A 15,767-nucleotide genomic window follows, 5' to 3' on the forward strand; every position below is an offset into this window, starting at 1 on the left:
GTCCTCGGCTTTGCAATGCATAGTGCATGAGACCGGTTTGCGGTCTGCCATGTTTGCGTTTGCGTCTTAGCTTGAACCCCCGCTGCCAGAATTGGGAGCCATCAATGTCACAATACGAATCCATGCAAGCCACCAAACGTGATGGCCGCAAGGAACCTATCAATCTCGACAAGATCCACCGCGTGATTGACTGGGCAGCACAGGGCCTGAACAATGTGTCGGTGTCGCAGGTGGAGTTGCGCTCCCATATTCAGTTTTACGATGGCATACGCACGGATGATATCCATGAGACCATCATCAAGTCAGCTGCTGACCTGATCTCGGAAGAAACGCCGGATTATCAGTACTTGTCAGCACGCCTGTCTATCTTTCACCTGCGCAAGATCGCCTACGGCCAGTTTGAGCCGCCGCATCTGTTTGACCATGTCACCAATCTGACAGCACTGGGCAAATACGACCAGCACCTGCTGCGCGATTACAACCGTGAAGAGTTTGATGTGCTGAATGGCTATATAGACCACTGGCGCGATATGAACTTCTCCTATGCGGCGGTCAAGCAGCTCGAAGGTAAATACCTGGTGCAGAACCGCGTCACCAAAAAGATCTACGAGAGCCCGCAGTTCCTGTACATCCTGGTGGCCATGTGTTTGTTTGCCAACTACAAAGGCCAGGTGCGCCTGGACCTGATCAGGCGTTTTTATGACGCGGTATCTACCTTCAAGATCTCGCTGCCTACGCCTATCATGTCTGGTGTGCGCACCCCTACGCGCCAGTTCAGCTCCTGCGTGCTGATAGAGTGTGGTGATAGCCTGGATAGTATCAACGCCACCACCAGCGCCATCGTCAAATATGTGTCACAACGTGCAGGCATAGGTGTGAACGCCGGCCGTATCCGCGCGCTGGGCAGTGAGATCCGTGGCGGCGAAGCGCAGCATACCGGTTGCCTGCCGTTCTACAAATTGTTCCAGTCTGCCGTGAAGTCCTGCTCGCAGGGCGGTGTGCGTGGTGGTGCAGCGACATTGTTCTACCCGCTGTGGCACCTTGAAGTCGAATCGCTGCTAGTGCTGAAAAACAACCGCGGTGTAGAAGAAAACCGCGTGCGCCACCTCGATTACGGTGTGCAGATCAACCGCCTGATGTACCAGCGCCTGATCAAGAGCCAGAACATCACCTTGTTCTCGCCGCATGATGTGCCTGGGCTATACGACGCCTTCTTTGCCGACCAGGATGAGTTCGAGCGCCTGTATACCCAGTACGAAGCCGATGACAGCATACGCAAACGCACGCTGCCAGCGGTTGAGCTGTTCTCGCTGATGATGCAGGAACGTGCCGGTACCGGCCGTATCTACATCCAGAACGTAGACCATTGCAACACGCACAGCCCGTTTGACCCGGCAGTGGCACCGGTGCGCCAATCCAACTTGTGTATGGAGATCGCACTGCCGACCAATGCCCTGAATGACATCAACGATACCGAGGGCGAGATCGCGCTTTGTACCTTGTCTGCATTCAACCTGGGTGCGCTGGAGTCACTGGACGAGCTGGAAGGCCTGGCTGACCTGGTGGTGCGTGCACTCGATGCCTTGCTCGAATACCAGGATTACCCGGTGAAAGCCGCGCTCAACGCCACCGACAAACGCCGTTCACTGGGCGTGGGCGTGATCAACTATGCCTATTACCTGGCGAAAAACGGCACCAACTACACCAGCGACGAAGCGCTGGGCCTGACACACCGCACGTTTGAGGCGATCCAGTTCTACCTGCTCAAGGCATCGGTACAGCTGTCACGCGAGTTCGGCCCGTGTGGTGCCTTCCAGGAAACCACCTACGCCAAAGGCATATTGCCTATAGATACCTACAAGAAAGACCTGGACGCCGTGTGCAGCGAACCATTGCTGCTGGATTGGGAAAGCCTGCGTACCGAGATCCAGAAAGACGGCCTGCGCAACTCCACCCTGACTGCCTTGATGCCATCAGAGACTTCCAGCCAGATCGCCAATGCCACCAACGGTATCGAGCCGCCACGTGGCCTGGTCTCGGTCAAGCAGTCTAAAGACGGCATCCTGCGCCAGGTAGTGCCAGAGATAGACCGCCTGCGTGACCAGTACCAGTTGCTGTGGAAAATGCCTAACAATGAGGGTTACCTCAAGCTGGTGGGCATCATGCAGAAGTTTGTCGATCAATCGATCTCTGCCAACACCAACTATGACCCGACCCGTTTTGAAGGTGGCCGTGTGCCTATGAAGCAACTGTTGAAAGACTTGCTGCAGGTGTACAAGCTGGGCATTAAAACGCTGTACTACCACAACACCCGCGATGGTGCGACTGAAGGTGGTACTGAGGCGGAGGATGATGGTTGTGCCAGCGGCGCTTGCAAGATTTAAGCAGTAAAACCCACCATATATACGGTGGGTCAAAGGTTGATTGAAACAAGATTAAGCATAAATGAGCGAGCGGGATGAAGTGCAAGGCGCACGGAGCGCAAAAACCGCAGTGTACACATAAGTACATGAGGATTTTGAGTACCGCGCAACGCCGCAATTCTCCCGCGCAGCCATTTATCACTCAGGGAACACGGCCATGGCCTATAGCATCTTTACCAAGATAGACAACGAACAGTTAAAAGAACCGATGTTTTTCGGCCAGCCCGTCAACGTGGCGCGCTACGACCAGCAAAAATACCCGGTATTCGAAAAGCTGATCGAAAAACAACTGTCATTCTTCTGGCGTCCTGAAGAGGTGGATGTATCGCAGGACCGTTCTGATTACCAGAACCTGCCCGAGCATGAAAAGCATATTTTCATCAGCAACCTCAAATACCAGACCCTGCTGGACTCCATCCAGGGCCGTAGCCCCAACGTGGCCTTGCTGCCACTGGTGTCATTGCCAGAGATAGAAACCTGGATAGAAACCTGGGCGTTTTCCGAGACCATACACTCGCGCTCATACACCCATATCATCCGCAACATCGTCAATGACCCTTCCATCATTTTTGATGACATCGTGCGCAATGACAACATCACCGCCCGCGCGTCGGATATCGCCCATTATTATGATGAGCTGATACACCAGACCATGCTGTATTCGCAGCTGGGCGAGGGCGACCACATCATCAATGGCGAGAGCAAAGTGGTCAACAAACGCGAGCTGAAAAAGCTGCTCTACCGCTGCCTGATGAATGTCAATATCCTCGAAGCGATTCGCTTTTATGTCAGCTTTGCCTGCTCATTCGCCTTTGCCGAGCGCAAGGTGATGGAAGGCAACGCCAAGATCATCCGCCTGATCGCGCGTGACGAAGCCCTGCACCTCACCGGCACCCAGCACATGCTCAATATCATGCGTTCAGGCCAGGACGACCCCGAGTTCGCCCAGATTGCCGCCGAGTTGCAGCAAGAATGCTTCGAGATGTTCAAAACTGCCGCCGAGCAGGAAAAACAATGGGCAGAATACCTGTTTAAAGATGGCTCCATGATAGGCCTCAACAAAGACATCCTCTGCCAGTATGTCGAATACATCACCAACAGCCGCATGGCTTCGGTGGGCCTGGCACCTGCCTTCCCCAACGCCAAAAGTAACCCTATCCCATGGATCAACACCTGGCTATCATCCGACACCGTGCAGGTCGCCCCGCAAGAGGTAGAACTCAGCTCATACCTGATCGGCCAGATCGATTCTGAAATGTCGGCAGATGATCTTAACGACTTTGAACTATAAGTGTGCAAACACTGACTCAGTGGCGGCGGGCAAAAATGGCAGCTTGCACTTTATCCCGCCCGCTCACTTATATAAACTTCAGTTTTTAAGTGAGCAACACCCCACGTGAGCGTAGTACAAAGCCAGCACATCCGCTTTAACCTGATCCCGCAGGAAACCCTGCTCGAAGGCCTGGAACGTACCGGGCACGAAGTAGAATACCAATGCCGCAGCGGTTATTGCGGTGGCTGCCGCGTGCGCCTGCTGGCGGGCGAAGTAGAATACCTTGAACAGCCGCTAGCCTTTATCGGTGCCGACGAGATCCTGCCTTGCTGCTGCGTACCCAAATCAGATATCCGCATTGATTGTGAATTGCGGCCAGAACTACTGGCACCGCAAACCCAGGACGATATGTTCGCAGCACAGCAATCCCTGTTCGACCTGCCAGACCCGCCAACCAAACCCATGGCTAAAAAGAAAGCCGCCAGACGCAAGAGCAACAAGTCAGCCAATCTGGCAAAAAACCTGTCACTGTTCTGATCGGGTAGTTAGCCAATAAAAAAAGCGCTTGTATCAACAAGCGCCTTTAGAGTTCGCAATCAGGGCTGGTTCTTAACGCCAACCTATCCTCCCCATGTTAGGGGCGTACCCACTGCATTTTTATATGTGGTGCACGTGCTTTCAAATCTTTCACAATATCGCAACTGATGATCTCGCAACGCCAGTACATCTGGCGGATCTTGTCATCCGCCTCAGTGCGCGACTTTCCATACACCTGCAAATTCTCAACCAGCACCCCATTCGCACTGCGTATGGTGTACAAATACTTTCCTGATATGTCCATCATTAAATAAACACCCCGAGTATTATTCGGTGTAAAACACCGTAATTATTCTGATAATTGCTACATTAACAGACAATTTTGTGTATGTATACACCGTAAAGATACTGTTTTGCTAGTCAATTCAATACTTTAATGGGTGTTTTGCATAAATTAACTTCGGTTTCAGAGGTAAGTATACTTAATTAATGATTCATCGCAGAGACTTAAATCCGAACATAAATCGATAATTGATTCAAATTAGATTATTATGAAATTAAATTTTAAGGACTAAATTGCAAATGGAAATCAAATCAAAAATTTTCGATGGTAGGGTTGAGTGTGACAATTACTTGGTGGAAATGAGTAACAGTGAGTACTTGGAGTTTGCAATAGCAGCGTTGGAAAATAATGAATATCAAAGACGGCGAGTAAGTGGATCCAAATCAGTATACGCATTATTAAAAGAAGATTTAAAAACAGGATGTGTCTTACCAGCCTTAGTTTTAGCATTGCCTGTAGAGATGGATGGTGATTTGGCTAATACAATGTCGAAGCACAAGGGAAAAATTCTGATTTTAGATGGACTTCAGCGTACTAACACCATGATTGATCTAAAAAATGAATTGGAAAGAAGTGAGGAGGATCAAGGCGTATTGCAGGAGTTTTTATCCCGAAGAATTAGATGCGAAATTTATGTAAATCTTAATCGGGTTGGCGTTTTGTACAGAATGCTCACCTTAAATACTGGACAAACCCCAATGTCCATTCGCCAGCAACTTGAAATGCTTTATTTGGACTATGCTAAAACTAATAAAACAGGATTAATTCTTGTATCTGAAAAAGCTGATAGACCTATTGAAAATATTGATGAATATAATTTCAGAGAGGTTATTGAAGCGTTTAATTCCTACCTAGAGAGAGATGAGCTTCCTTTTGATCGAGTAGATATTTTAGAAAACATTAAGAGCTTGAATAACTTGTCCAAAGAGACGAAAACACAAGACGTGTTTGATGAGCTGCTCTTAACTACTCATGGCTTTATTCTTAAAGTTTCACACCTTATTGGGGATGAAGGTCTTTCCGAAGACTATGTCTCCAGAAATGGAGTGCCTTGGGGAAATAGTGCAACTGAGGTTTTTAAGAGAGGGCAATGTTTAACTGGCTTTGGAGCAGCATTAGGTAGATTAAAAGATGTCGGTGCAATTAATTCATTTGCAGATGTTCGTGAAATGATAAACGGGATGAAAATTGAAAGCTCTCCTAGTGAGTTTCTTGAGTTGTTTAACGACAAGATGTTGGATCTTAAAAATCGGTCAAAAAAGATTGGTAATTCCCAACGATTATTTTTTGCCTATTACTTCCGTGAATTGTTGAATAGAGAAGCTGATAATTTTCAAAGTCTAGATATGGCAATCGAGGTAGCTTACAGAAAATTTGAAAGCCAGACATTCTAAAACTAAATGGGATCTTTATTAAATAATGGCGAAAAGCCAATTGATGTTGGTAATTTAAAAAACTCCAATTTCGTAGATACGCTCATCTATGAAGATCAGTCGCAATATTCTTTCAAATATTCAATTCCTCTCCCAGGAAGATTTTTTGATGCGGGTATGGCAGATGTTTTTCTCCTTGAGCATACAAACTTGCCTGAAAATACTATCTATGAGCTTAGGTTCGATGGGAGTAAACAACCAGGGGGGCATTTAATGCCTTTATCTTTGCTTGAGTCGTCAGAAAGCGATGTGGCAAAAGACAATTACCACGTTTATTCGGAAGAGCAGATAAATAGAATCAAGGCAGCTGCTTTTGTAAGTGTTCAACATTTTATAAGGAAACTGATCTTAGACAAGAAACTCTCAGATGAGAAATTGAATGTTTTTACTGAAATATTTGGTGAAAACACAGCAGTATTAATTGTCACAAAAGATGCGGATCGAGTGCAGCAACCTTTTGAGCTATTACGTTATTTGCCCAGTTTTTTTGAGTTCGGATTTTTATACAAGTCAGACATTTATGCTAATAGTGTCAATGAGAGAATTAATGACTACAACATATTTACTTTGCCAGACACTAAATCGGTTTCTATACGCAAGGTAAGCGATGATTTTAAAAATTTGAATTTTTTGAACGAAGTCTTTTGTAAAACCTTTCCTAAACATTGGTCACCAATCATCTCTTTTTTTCTTTGCTATCAAATCATTGAGGTTTTGATTGAAGAAATTCGGAAACTAAATAATGTAACTTTTTTGAATGATTTATCTAGTTCTATAGAGGATAGAGTTAAGTCTGAAGGGGTAATTAGGGACTATCAGAGAGTTACAAGTGAAAAAGCTAGAATTAAAAAACTGATTGGCGATCATTTACCTAATACATCAATAAACCAAGTAGATGAGCTGCCAACTTGCCTTAGCTTCCTTTCCGCAGTAAATCAAAAAGAGGATCATGTCGCAGACAATATTTACACTGTGAGAAACTATTTTTTTCACGCTTTCAGCGTTGTTACAGAGCAAACCCAAAATACAGAAAATCTAACTAAAATTAGCTGGGAAATATTTCTTGTGACTTTGAAAATTCTATTGAACTATCATAGCGCTCCGCCAACCAATTTTATTAGTCTTGAACCTGAGGTAGATATATCTGATGCTACGTCCCCTAAAGCAAAGAAAAGTATTAACAGGAGACCTAAGGCTGAACTCAAGATGGAAGTTGATAAGTATGTAAAAGATTCAAATCAAAACCAAAATATCATATTGTCAGCAATTCTGTGTATGAAATGCATTCTGAAAAAGATTAGAAAAATTTTCTGATAATTCTCGATCTAAAAAAACCTGTTGTTAAACTATCTTCCAGTTATCTTTTAATCCCTTTACGTGACATCGGAATTTAAAATTCTCATGTTTTGCCATGAAGATCGATTCGCCTCCTCAAATCTTACATTCACGAAACCTTCATCGCGTCGGCTATGACTTTTCTGTGCTGGTGCAAGCACACCCACCTCTTTCTCACTACGTCCGCCCAAATGCTTACGGCGATGCCTCAATAGACTTCGCTAATCCTCAAGCTGTAAAAGCTTTAAACCAAGCCTTGCTCAAACACTATTACGGCGTAGCGGTTTGGGATATTCCTAAGAATTACCTATGTCCGCCTATCCCTGGCCGTGCGGATTATGTGCATTATCTGGCGGATTTATTGGCTGAGAGTGTTCCCCACCTAAACCCTGAGCAAGTGCGGCTGCTGGATATTGGCACAGGGGCGAACCTGGTTTATCCGCTGATTGCTTCGCATGCTTATGGCTGGCAATGTGTGGGGGTGGATATTGATGCAAAGGCTTTGCGCAATGCGCAGCAGATTGTTGAAGGGAATGGTTTGCAGCAGCAGATCAGTTTGCGTCAGCAAGATAAAGCGGAGTCTATTTTCAAAGGCGTGATTTTGCCGGGTGAGCAGTTTACGCTCACTTTGTGTAACCCGCCTTTTCATGCATCTGCGGCTGAGGCGCAGGCGGGCACGCAGCGCAAGTGGCGCGGGTTGGGTAAAAAGCCGCCGCAGGCGTTGAATTTTGGCGGGCAGTCTAATGAGCTGTTTTGTGCGGGTGGTGAGGCGGCGTTTTTGAGCACCATGATCAGCGAGAGCCGGCAGTTTGGCAGACAGTGCGTGTGGTTTACCACGCTGGTTTCTAAAGCCAGCAATCTGCCGCAGGTGTATCGTGAATTGAAAAAGGTGCAGGCGGTGACGGTGAAAACGGTGGATATGGCGCAGGGGCAGAAACAAAGCCGGTTTGTGGCGTGGACGTTTCAGGCTGAATTATCTAAAAACCGCATTTAATCAGCAGCTTGCATTAACCCCTTGGCTGCGTAAACGGATTCAATATGCGCCATCAAACCTAATCTTCACCAATCACATCGCCTTTAATCGGTGCCTGGCCACCTGATCGATTCATCAGAGCATCAAACTTTTCATAGTCTGCCTGTTGTTGCCGCACACTAAAAAACTCGGCAGTTTCTAATGCGCTGATTTTTTCTGCCACTGCCATAGCCACAAACTGATTAATGCTGGTGCCATCACGTTTGCTGACAGCGGCTACCGCATCTTTGAGTGATTTTGGCAAACGTAATGGATAGCTGGATGCGTTGCTCATTTTCAATCTCTTCAAAAATTTCTTTGATTTATGATAACACCGCTGAAGCAGTTTTTTTGAAAGGTGATGCTCAGATCAATCTCTTTTAAAAAGCTTATTTAATCAGCAGCTTGCAATTTATCTTTAGGCGGCTTTAGCGTTGTGAGGGATAATAGCGCCCTTATCTTTTTGCAGCAGCCGGAGTTTTCGCCCATGGAAGTCAAAGTCAACTTTCTCGATAAGTTACGTCTTGAGGCCAAGTTTGATGACTTTACGGTGATTGCCGACCAGCCTATCCGTTATAAGGGTGATGGCTCGGCACCTGGGCCGTTTGATTACTTTCTGGCTTCTTCTGCCTTGTGCGCGGCTTATTTTGTGAAGCTGTATTGCAGCACGCGCAATATCCCTACCGAGAATATCCGCCTTTCGCACAACAATATCGTCGACCCGGAAAACCGCTACAAGCAGATCTTCAAGATTCAGATCGAGTTGCCGACGGATATTTCTGATAAAGACCGCGTAGGTATTTTGCGTTCTATAGACCGTTGTACCGTGAAAAAAGTGGTGCAGGCGGCGCCGGATTTTATTATCGAAGAAGTGGCTAACCTAGATGCCGATGCGCAGGCCTTGCTGACGGTGAACACTGCTGCAGAATCGCAGACGTTTATCACCGGCAAAGATTTGCCACTCGAGCAGACCATCGCCAATATGACCAGCGTGCTGGCCGGGCTGGGCATCAAGATCGAGATCGCTTCGTGGCGCAATATCGTACCTAATGTGTGGTCGCTGCATATACGCGATGCGCACTCGCCCATGTGTTTCACCAATGGCAAGGGCGCAAGCAAGGAAAGCGCGCTGGCTTCTGCCCTGGGTGAATATATAGAGCGGCTGAGTAACAACCATTTTTATGCCGGCTCGTACTGGGGCGAAGAGATCGCCAATGCTCCCTTCGTGCATTACCCGAATGAGCGCTGGTTCAAGCCTGGCCGTAAGGATGCGCTGCCGAAAGAGATCCTTGATGACTATTGCCTTGAAATTTATAACCCGGATGGTGAGCTGCGCGGCACGCACCTGGTAGACACTAATTCTGGCAACGTGCAACGCGGCATCTGCTCGCTGCCGTTTGTTCGGCAGTCGGATGGCGAGACGGTGTTTTTCCCCACCAATCTGGTCGAAAACCTGTTTGTCAGCAATGGCATGAGCGCGGGCAATACGCTGGCTGAGGCGCAGGTGCAATGTTTATCCGAGATTTTTGAGCGCGCGGTAAAGCGCGAGATCATAGAAGGCGAGATCGCCTTGCCGGATGTGCCGCAAGAAGTGCTGGCGAAGTACCCTGGCGTGGTGGAGGGTATCAAAGGGCTGGAAGAGCAGGGCTTTCCGGTGCTGGTGAAAGATGCCTCGCTGGGCGGGCAGTACCCGGTCATGTGCGTGACCTTGATGAACCCGCGCACCGGCGGTGTGTTTGCCTCGTTTGGCGCACACCCCAGGCTGGAAGTCGCTTTGGAGCGCAGCTTGACCGAATTGCTGCAAGGCCGCAGTTTTGAAGGCCTGAATGATTTGCCGCAGCCGACTTTTGCCAGCGAAGCGGTGACCGAGCCGAATAACTTTGTCGAACACTTTATTGATTCCAGCGGCATCGTTTCGTGGCGGTTTTTCAGCGCCAGGTCTGATTACGAATTCGTAGAGTGGGATTTTTCCGGCCAGGGCGAAAACCCGAATGCTGACGAAGCGGCGACCTTGTTCGCTATCCTCAAGCAATTAGGCAAAGAGTCTTATGTGGCCGTGTATGACCAGCTGGGCGCGACCGCTTGCCGCATTTTGGTGCCTGGTTATTCCGAGATCTATCCGGTAGAAGACCTGGTGTGGGATAACACCAATAAAGCGTTATTGTTCCGCGAGGATATCCTCAACCTGCATCAGCTTGACGATGCCAGTCTGCAAGCACTGCTGGAACGGCTGGAGAATAATGAGCTGGATGATTACGGTGATATCGCTACCCTGATAGGCATTCAGTTTGACGAAAATACCGACTGGGGCCAGCTCACCGTGCTGGAACTGAAACTGCTGATCAACCTGGCCTTGCAACAGTTTGAAGAAGCGCATGAGCTGGTGGGTGCTTTCCTGCAATATAACGACAACACGCTGGAACGCGGTTTGTTCTACCAGGCATTGAATGTGGTGCTGGAAGTGCTGCTGGATGATGAACTGGAACTGGCCGATTATGAAACTAATTTCCGCCGTATGTTCGGCGACGCCAGGATGGACGCCGTGATCGGCTCTGTGGAGGGCAACGTTCGTTTCTACGGTTTAACGCCTACTAGTACCAAATTGGAAGGGCTGGACAGGCATCATCGCTTGATCGATAGCTATAGAAAGTTGCATACCGCGCGGGCGAGGGCAGCACAGGCTAATTAGCCATAGAAATGGCAATCACTCTTTTTGTTGTTGCATTAGTGGCTGCTTTGCCAGCAGTCACTTGTATCGCTGTTTATCGCGGTGACTGGAATGATAGCCAGTTTTTGCAAAATCTAAGTTGAACTGATAGCTTTCTTATTTTATGTAAATCATTAGCGCCTGGCGAATAGCGCGTATAATGCAACCACCCTGCGACCTTCCAATCATCGCAGCGGCCTAGTAAACCTCTAGAAATATCATCTTCGTTTGTCCAGATTGGTGTTGCGGCTCGCAACAGACCAGCGCCTAATAATTTGTTGTGTGGCCCTTTTTATATTGGCCATGCACGTTCTAAAAGTGAATGACTTTGTCCATAGAAAACAATACCCCTGCAAACGTGACGTTTGCTGATTTAAACTTATGTGCGCCTGTGCAGCGCGCCATTGCCGATGCCGGTTACACCGTGCCTACGCCTATCCAGGCGCAAGCTATCCCTTATGTGTTGCGTGGTGGCGATCTGCTGGCTGGCGCACAGACAGGCACCGGCAAAACAGCCGGCTTTACCTTGCCTATCCTGCATAGATTATCTGAAACCCCGCTCAATACCGCTATTGGCAAACCACGCTGCCTGATTCTTTCGCCTACGCGTGAGCTGTCAGCGCAGATCGGTGAGTCAGTGACTACTTATGGTAAATACCTGCCGCTGAAAAGCCTGGTGGTGTTTGGCGGCGTGAGCGTGAATGCGCAGATCGCCCGCCTGAAAAAACCGGTGGATATCCTGGTGGCAACGCCTGGCCGTCTGCTAGACCTGGTGCAGCAGAAAGCGCTGGATCTCTCCGCCATTGAGATACTGGTGCTAGATGAAGCAGACCGTATGTTGGACATGGGCTTTATCCATGACATCAAGAAAGTGCTGGCCCTGCTGCCTAAAAGGCGGCAAAACCTGCTGTTCTCGGCCACTTTCTCTGACGGGATCAAGAAACTGGCAGATAACCTGCTCAATGCACCAGACCTGGTGGAAGTGGCGCGCCGTAATCAGTCTAATGCGCTGATAGAACAGAGTGTGCACATGGTGCCGCAGGCGCACAAGCGCGAGATGGTCAGCCACCTGATCAAACAGAATAACTGGAAACAGGTGCTGATATTCACGCGCACCAAGCATGGCGCTAACCGCCTGGCAGAAAAACTGGTCAAAGATGGCATCCCGGCGATGGCTATCCACGGCAATAAGAGCCAGAATGCGCGCACGGCAGCATTGGCCGAGTTTAAAGCCGGTACCATTCCGGCGCTGGTGGCGACTGATATCGCCGCACGCGGGCTGGACATAGACCAGTTGCCGCAAGTGGTGAATTTTGAATTGCCGAATGTGCCGGAAGATTATGTGCACCGCATAGGCCGTACCGGCCGTGCCGGTGCCAGCGGTGCCGCCATTTCACTGGTGGACCGCGAAGAGTTAGGCATGTTGAAAGACATAGAGCGGCTGATCAAACGCGAGATCCCGCGTGTGGCGGTAGAGGACTTTGTGCCACCGGCCAAAGGCAGTGAAGAGCCGGACCGGCCACCGCGTGGGCAGAATGCCGGACGCCAGAATCAGAGTCGCCCTAATCAGGCGCGCCCAAACCAGGGCCGTCCAAATCAGGCCAGATCATCTACCCCTGCCGGCAGGCCTTCGCAGCCGCAACAGCCGGGCCAGCGTCAGTCACAAGGTCAGCCAGGCCAGCACCGTTCTGCTCAGCCGCAGCAAAACCGGCCTGCACAAGGCAATGCCGCCAATGGCAACCAGACACAGCCCAGACAAGCCGCTGCAAATGGTAACCGGCCACAGGGCGGCGCCTTGTTCAGCGCTAAACCAGGGGCACATGCGCAAAACCGGCAATCGCCTGGGGCTGGTAATCAGCAGGCTAATGGCAATCAGCAGGCCAATGGCCAGGGCAACAGGCACAAACCCGGAAACCGCTGATGCAGATCTGGGTCGATGCCGATGCTTGCCCGGTAGTGATCAAGGAGATCCTGTTCCGGGCGGCTGAACGCTCCAAAATAAGCACTACCCTGGTCGCCAATAAATTATTGTTTGTGCCGCCTTCGCCTTACCTGAGAGCAATGCAGGTGGGCAAAGGCTTTGATGTGGCAGACAATGAGATCGTGGCGGCGCTGGTGGCGGGTGATCTGGTGATCACCGCCGATATTCCGCTGGCGGCACAGGTGATAGCAAAAGGTGGTCACGCGCTCAACCCGCGCGGCGAGTTTTATTCGCCTGAAAATATCCGTGAGCGGCTGGCGATGCGCGACTTTATGGAGTCGCTACGTGCCAGTGGGCTAGAAACCGAAGGGCCGGCTGCCATGCAAGCCTCTGACCGGCACGCGTTTGCCAGGCAACTGGACCAGTTTCTGGCGCGTAACGCCGTTTGAATTTCCCATCTCTCAAGTTAAACCGTTGTTGCGTCAGCCCTGCTGTCTGACTGTGCCAGGTCACGTATGGTGAGTGGCCGTGCGCGGTAAAAGCCCTGCGAGTAATCACAGCCCATCTGCTTTAATAAATCCTCCTGCTCGCCTGTTTCCACGCCTTCGGCGATCAGCCTGATATTCAGCTGTTTACCCATATAAATAATGGTTTTGCACAAGGCCAGGTCGTTGGCGTTGGCGGTGATATTGCTGATAAACGATTTATCGATCTTGACGTAATCAATGCTGAATTTATTCAGGTAAGCCAGCGACGAATATCCGGTACCAAAGTCATCCAGCGCCAGGCGGATGCCATGGGCATTGATGGTATTCAGGTTATCAATCACATTGTTGGAAGGTTCCAGCAGCAGGCCTTCGGTGATCTCAAAACAGAAGCGCGCGCCGGGGATACCTCTGCTGCTGATACTGCTGATGAAATTATGTATGCTTGCCGACTGGGTAAACTGGATAGGCGACAGGTTGATGCAGACCTCGATCTCGCCGAAATGCCTGTTCAGCAGTGTGAAATCGTTGAGCACCTGCTGAAACACCCACTCGCCCAGTTCTATGATGCAGCCGTTCTCTTCGGCAATATTGATAAAGATATCTGGCGGAACGGTGCCGAACTCAGGGTGGTACCAGCGCAACAGCGCCTCGACTTTTTCGCAATGCTGGTTGTGCAGGTTATAGATAGGCTGGTATTGCAGATAGAGCTGGTGCCTTTCTACCGCATGGCGCAACTCGTTGCCGAGCTGGGTACGCCGGGTGAACACGTCGTGCATGCTTTCATTAAACAGAATGAATCTGTTCTTGCCGGTGCGCTTGGCCTGGTACATGGCCTCATCAGCAAACATGATCAGTTCTTCCACATGGCGGCTGTTATCAGGATAGCGCGAAGCGCCTATGCTGATAGACACCAGAAAAGACTTCTGCTGGATCTTGAAAGGCGCTGCCATGACCTCTATCAACTGGGTACAGAACGCATGCAATGCGTGTGCATCGGGGTTTTCCTGCATCAGGATCAGAAACTCATCGCCACCAAACCTGGCCATGATATTGGGCGGCGTAATGATGGCGTTGATACGCTCGGCCACCTTGATCAGCACCTCGTCACCAATGGCGTGGCCGGCGGTGTCGTTGATCTCCTTGAAATTATCCAGATCGATAATAATGACGCCTATATTACTCAGGCTGAGCTCTGATTGATGCAAAGCCTGCGTGAGTTTGCTTTTAAGAAAGTAACGGTTGGGCAACTGGGTGAGAAAGTCATGGTTGGCCTGGAACCAGATCTTTTCCTCAGCCGCCAGCGCCTGTTTTTTGCTCGATTTATACAACTTGATCAGTTGAAACAGCAGCACCACGGCAAACAGTGAAATGGTCACTATCAGGTAGTTGATGAATGGGTTCTGCGGCTGGATCTTCCAGGTGTCTAAAATCTCCGGCTGGTTGGTGCCTATCTGCAAAATGGCTTTATTGAGTATGCCTTGCAGCAGCGGATGCGCCTCGCTGCTGGCCATGAAAACCTCACTGGTGATAGGCGTGACCCCGCTTTTTTTGATCGATCTGATCTTGTGGAAATCAATGTGGTAATCCAGCACCAGTTCATTGCCGATATAAGCATCTACTTCGTGCGCGTCCAGGTATTCAAACGCGTCGTCCGCGATATCGACCAGTTTCAGCTCTATATCTGGCACCGACGTTTTCAGCGCCTGTGCCAGTGGGCCATTTCTGAACACTGCCACGGTTTTGTGCGACAGCTGGTTGAGGTTTTGATTGTCTGCAGTGCGCGCATTTTTGGCCGAGATATAGATCGCGTTGGTCGTTTCCAGGTAGGGTGTCGCCACCAGCTGAAAGCCTTTGGGATAGTTATTGCCACGGATGCCGGTCACCAGCTCCACTTCATGGTTGTTGATATTGTTGTAGTAATCAACGATGGTGAAGGTCAGCCCGGTCAGCAGGCTGATCTGCTCCAGGTAATCGATCGAAATGCCGGCGTGCTTCTGGTTTTCCAGCTGGAACTCGATAGGCATCCAACCATTCTTGACCGCTACCCTGAGGTTGGGGTGGGCTTTTATCCAGGCTTTTTCCTGCGCCGAAAGCGGCAGTGGTGGCATCAGGCTGGCTTCAGGATAATGGTGGCGCATCACTTCTTCCGCGTCAGCCGGCATAGCAAGCAATGACAGCATCAACCACAAGCATCGTTTAAACATACCAAAACGAGATGCGCTGAAACGATCTGATCCCATCTTCTTCCTTAAAGAGTTTAGCGTTGCGGTAGTTTCAATCAGGCTGGCTGTCTAT

At 49.5% G+C, this 15,767-nt stretch carries 12 protein-coding genes; 9 read left to right on the top strand and 3 right to left on the bottom strand.

Going from position 1 to position 15,767, the window contains the following annotated elements:
• Positions 1-104: 104 nt before the first annotated feature.
• The 3 genes from nrdA to yfaE all read left to right on the top strand — a co-directional run bounded on the left by nrdA (position 105) and on the right by yfaE (position 4,233).
• The gene (gene nrdA / locus ACFQ1Z_RS00830; protein ID WP_379054683.1) at positions 105-2,384 is read left to right on the top strand and encodes a class 1a ribonucleoside-diphosphate reductase subunit alpha; all 2,280 of its coding nucleotides are present in this window, start codon (positions 105-107) and stop codon (positions 2,382-2,384) included.
• Between the two features lie 196 nt (positions 2,385-2,580).
• Positions 2,581-3,714, top strand: a complete 1,134-nt coding sequence (gene nrdB, locus ACFQ1Z_RS00835) for a class Ia ribonucleoside-diphosphate reductase subunit beta (protein WP_379054685.1) — start codon at positions 2,581-2,583, stop codon at positions 3,712-3,714.
• A gap of 105 nt (positions 3,715-3,819) precedes the next feature.
• Positions 3,820-4,233 (top strand): class I ribonucleotide reductase maintenance protein YfaE, encoded by a 414-nt coding sequence (gene yfaE, locus ACFQ1Z_RS00840; protein ID WP_379054687.1) that lies wholly within the window; start codon positions 3,820-3,822, stop codon positions 4,231-4,233.
• 97 nt (positions 4,234-4,330) lie between these two features.
• Here yfaE and ACFQ1Z_RS00845 read toward each other — a convergent pair whose 3' ends face one another.
• Positions 4,331-4,540 carry a hypothetical protein gene (locus tag ACFQ1Z_RS00845; RefSeq protein ID WP_379054689.1) on the bottom strand — a complete coding sequence of 70 codons (210 nt, stop codon included), beginning with the start codon at positions 4,538-4,540 and terminating at the stop codon, positions 4,331-4,333.
• A gap of 275 nt (positions 4,541-4,815) precedes the next feature.
• Here ACFQ1Z_RS00845 and ACFQ1Z_RS00850 point away from each other — a divergent pair, with 275 nt between their 5' ends.
• From ACFQ1Z_RS00850 to rlmF, 3 genes are all read left to right on the top strand, one after another.
• Positions 4,816-5,970: a hypothetical protein gene (locus tag ACFQ1Z_RS00850; RefSeq protein WP_379054691.1), complete on the top strand. Its 1,155-nt coding sequence runs from the start codon at positions 4,816-4,818 to the stop codon at positions 5,968-5,970.
• A gap of 6 nt (positions 5,971-5,976) precedes the next feature.
• On the top strand, positions 5,977-7,323 hold the full coding sequence (locus ACFQ1Z_RS00855) for a hypothetical protein (RefSeq protein WP_379054692.1): 1,347 nt from the start codon (positions 5,977-5,979) through the stop codon (positions 7,321-7,323).
• 97 nt (positions 7,324-7,420) lie between these two features.
• A complete protein-coding gene (gene rlmF, locus ACFQ1Z_RS00860) occupies positions 7,421-8,338 on the top strand; it encodes a 23S rRNA (adenine(1618)-N(6))-methyltransferase RlmF (protein ID WP_379054694.1) in 918 nt (305 codons plus the stop codon).
• 58 nt (positions 8,339-8,396) lie between these two features.
• Here the strand turns inward: rlmF and ACFQ1Z_RS00865 are convergent, their stop codons facing one another.
• Entirely contained in the window at positions 8,397-8,651 is a 255-nt protein-coding gene (locus ACFQ1Z_RS00865; RefSeq protein WP_379054696.1) for a toxin-antitoxin system HicB family antitoxin, read from the bottom strand.
• A gap of 192 nt (positions 8,652-8,843) precedes the next feature.
• Here ACFQ1Z_RS00865 and ACFQ1Z_RS00870 point away from each other — a divergent pair, with 192 nt between their 5' ends.
• From ACFQ1Z_RS00870 to ACFQ1Z_RS00880, 3 genes are all read left to right on the top strand, one after another.
• Entirely contained in the window at positions 8,844-11,045 is a 2,202-nt protein-coding gene (locus ACFQ1Z_RS00870) for an OsmC domain/YcaO domain-containing protein (RefSeq protein WP_379054698.1), read from the top strand.
• A 340-nt stretch (positions 11,046-11,385) separates the two neighbouring features.
• Positions 11,386-12,984 (top strand): DEAD/DEAH box helicase, encoded by a 1,599-nt coding sequence (locus ACFQ1Z_RS00875; RefSeq protein WP_379054700.1) that lies wholly within the window; start codon positions 11,386-11,388, stop codon positions 12,982-12,984.
• A complete protein-coding gene (locus tag ACFQ1Z_RS00880; protein WP_379054702.1) occupies positions 12,984-13,433 on the top strand; it encodes a YaiI/YqxD family protein in 450 nt (149 codons plus the stop codon). The genes ACFQ1Z_RS00875 and ACFQ1Z_RS00880 overlap by 1 nt, the downstream gene beginning before the upstream one ends.
• A 17-nt stretch (positions 13,434-13,450) precedes the next feature.
• On the opposite strand, the gene ACFQ1Z_RS00885 is transcribed toward ACFQ1Z_RS00880, so the two are convergent.
• Positions 13,451-15,652 (bottom strand): EAL domain-containing protein, encoded by a 2,202-nt coding sequence (locus ACFQ1Z_RS00885; protein ID WP_379054704.1) that lies wholly within the window; start codon positions 15,650-15,652, stop codon positions 13,451-13,453.
• Positions 15,653-15,767 lie beyond the last annotated feature (115 nt).

This window comes from Methylophilus luteus (assembly GCF_042676265.1).
Classification (GTDB): Bacteria; Pseudomonadota; Gammaproteobacteria; order Burkholderiales; family Methylophilaceae; genus Methylophilus; species Methylophilus luteus.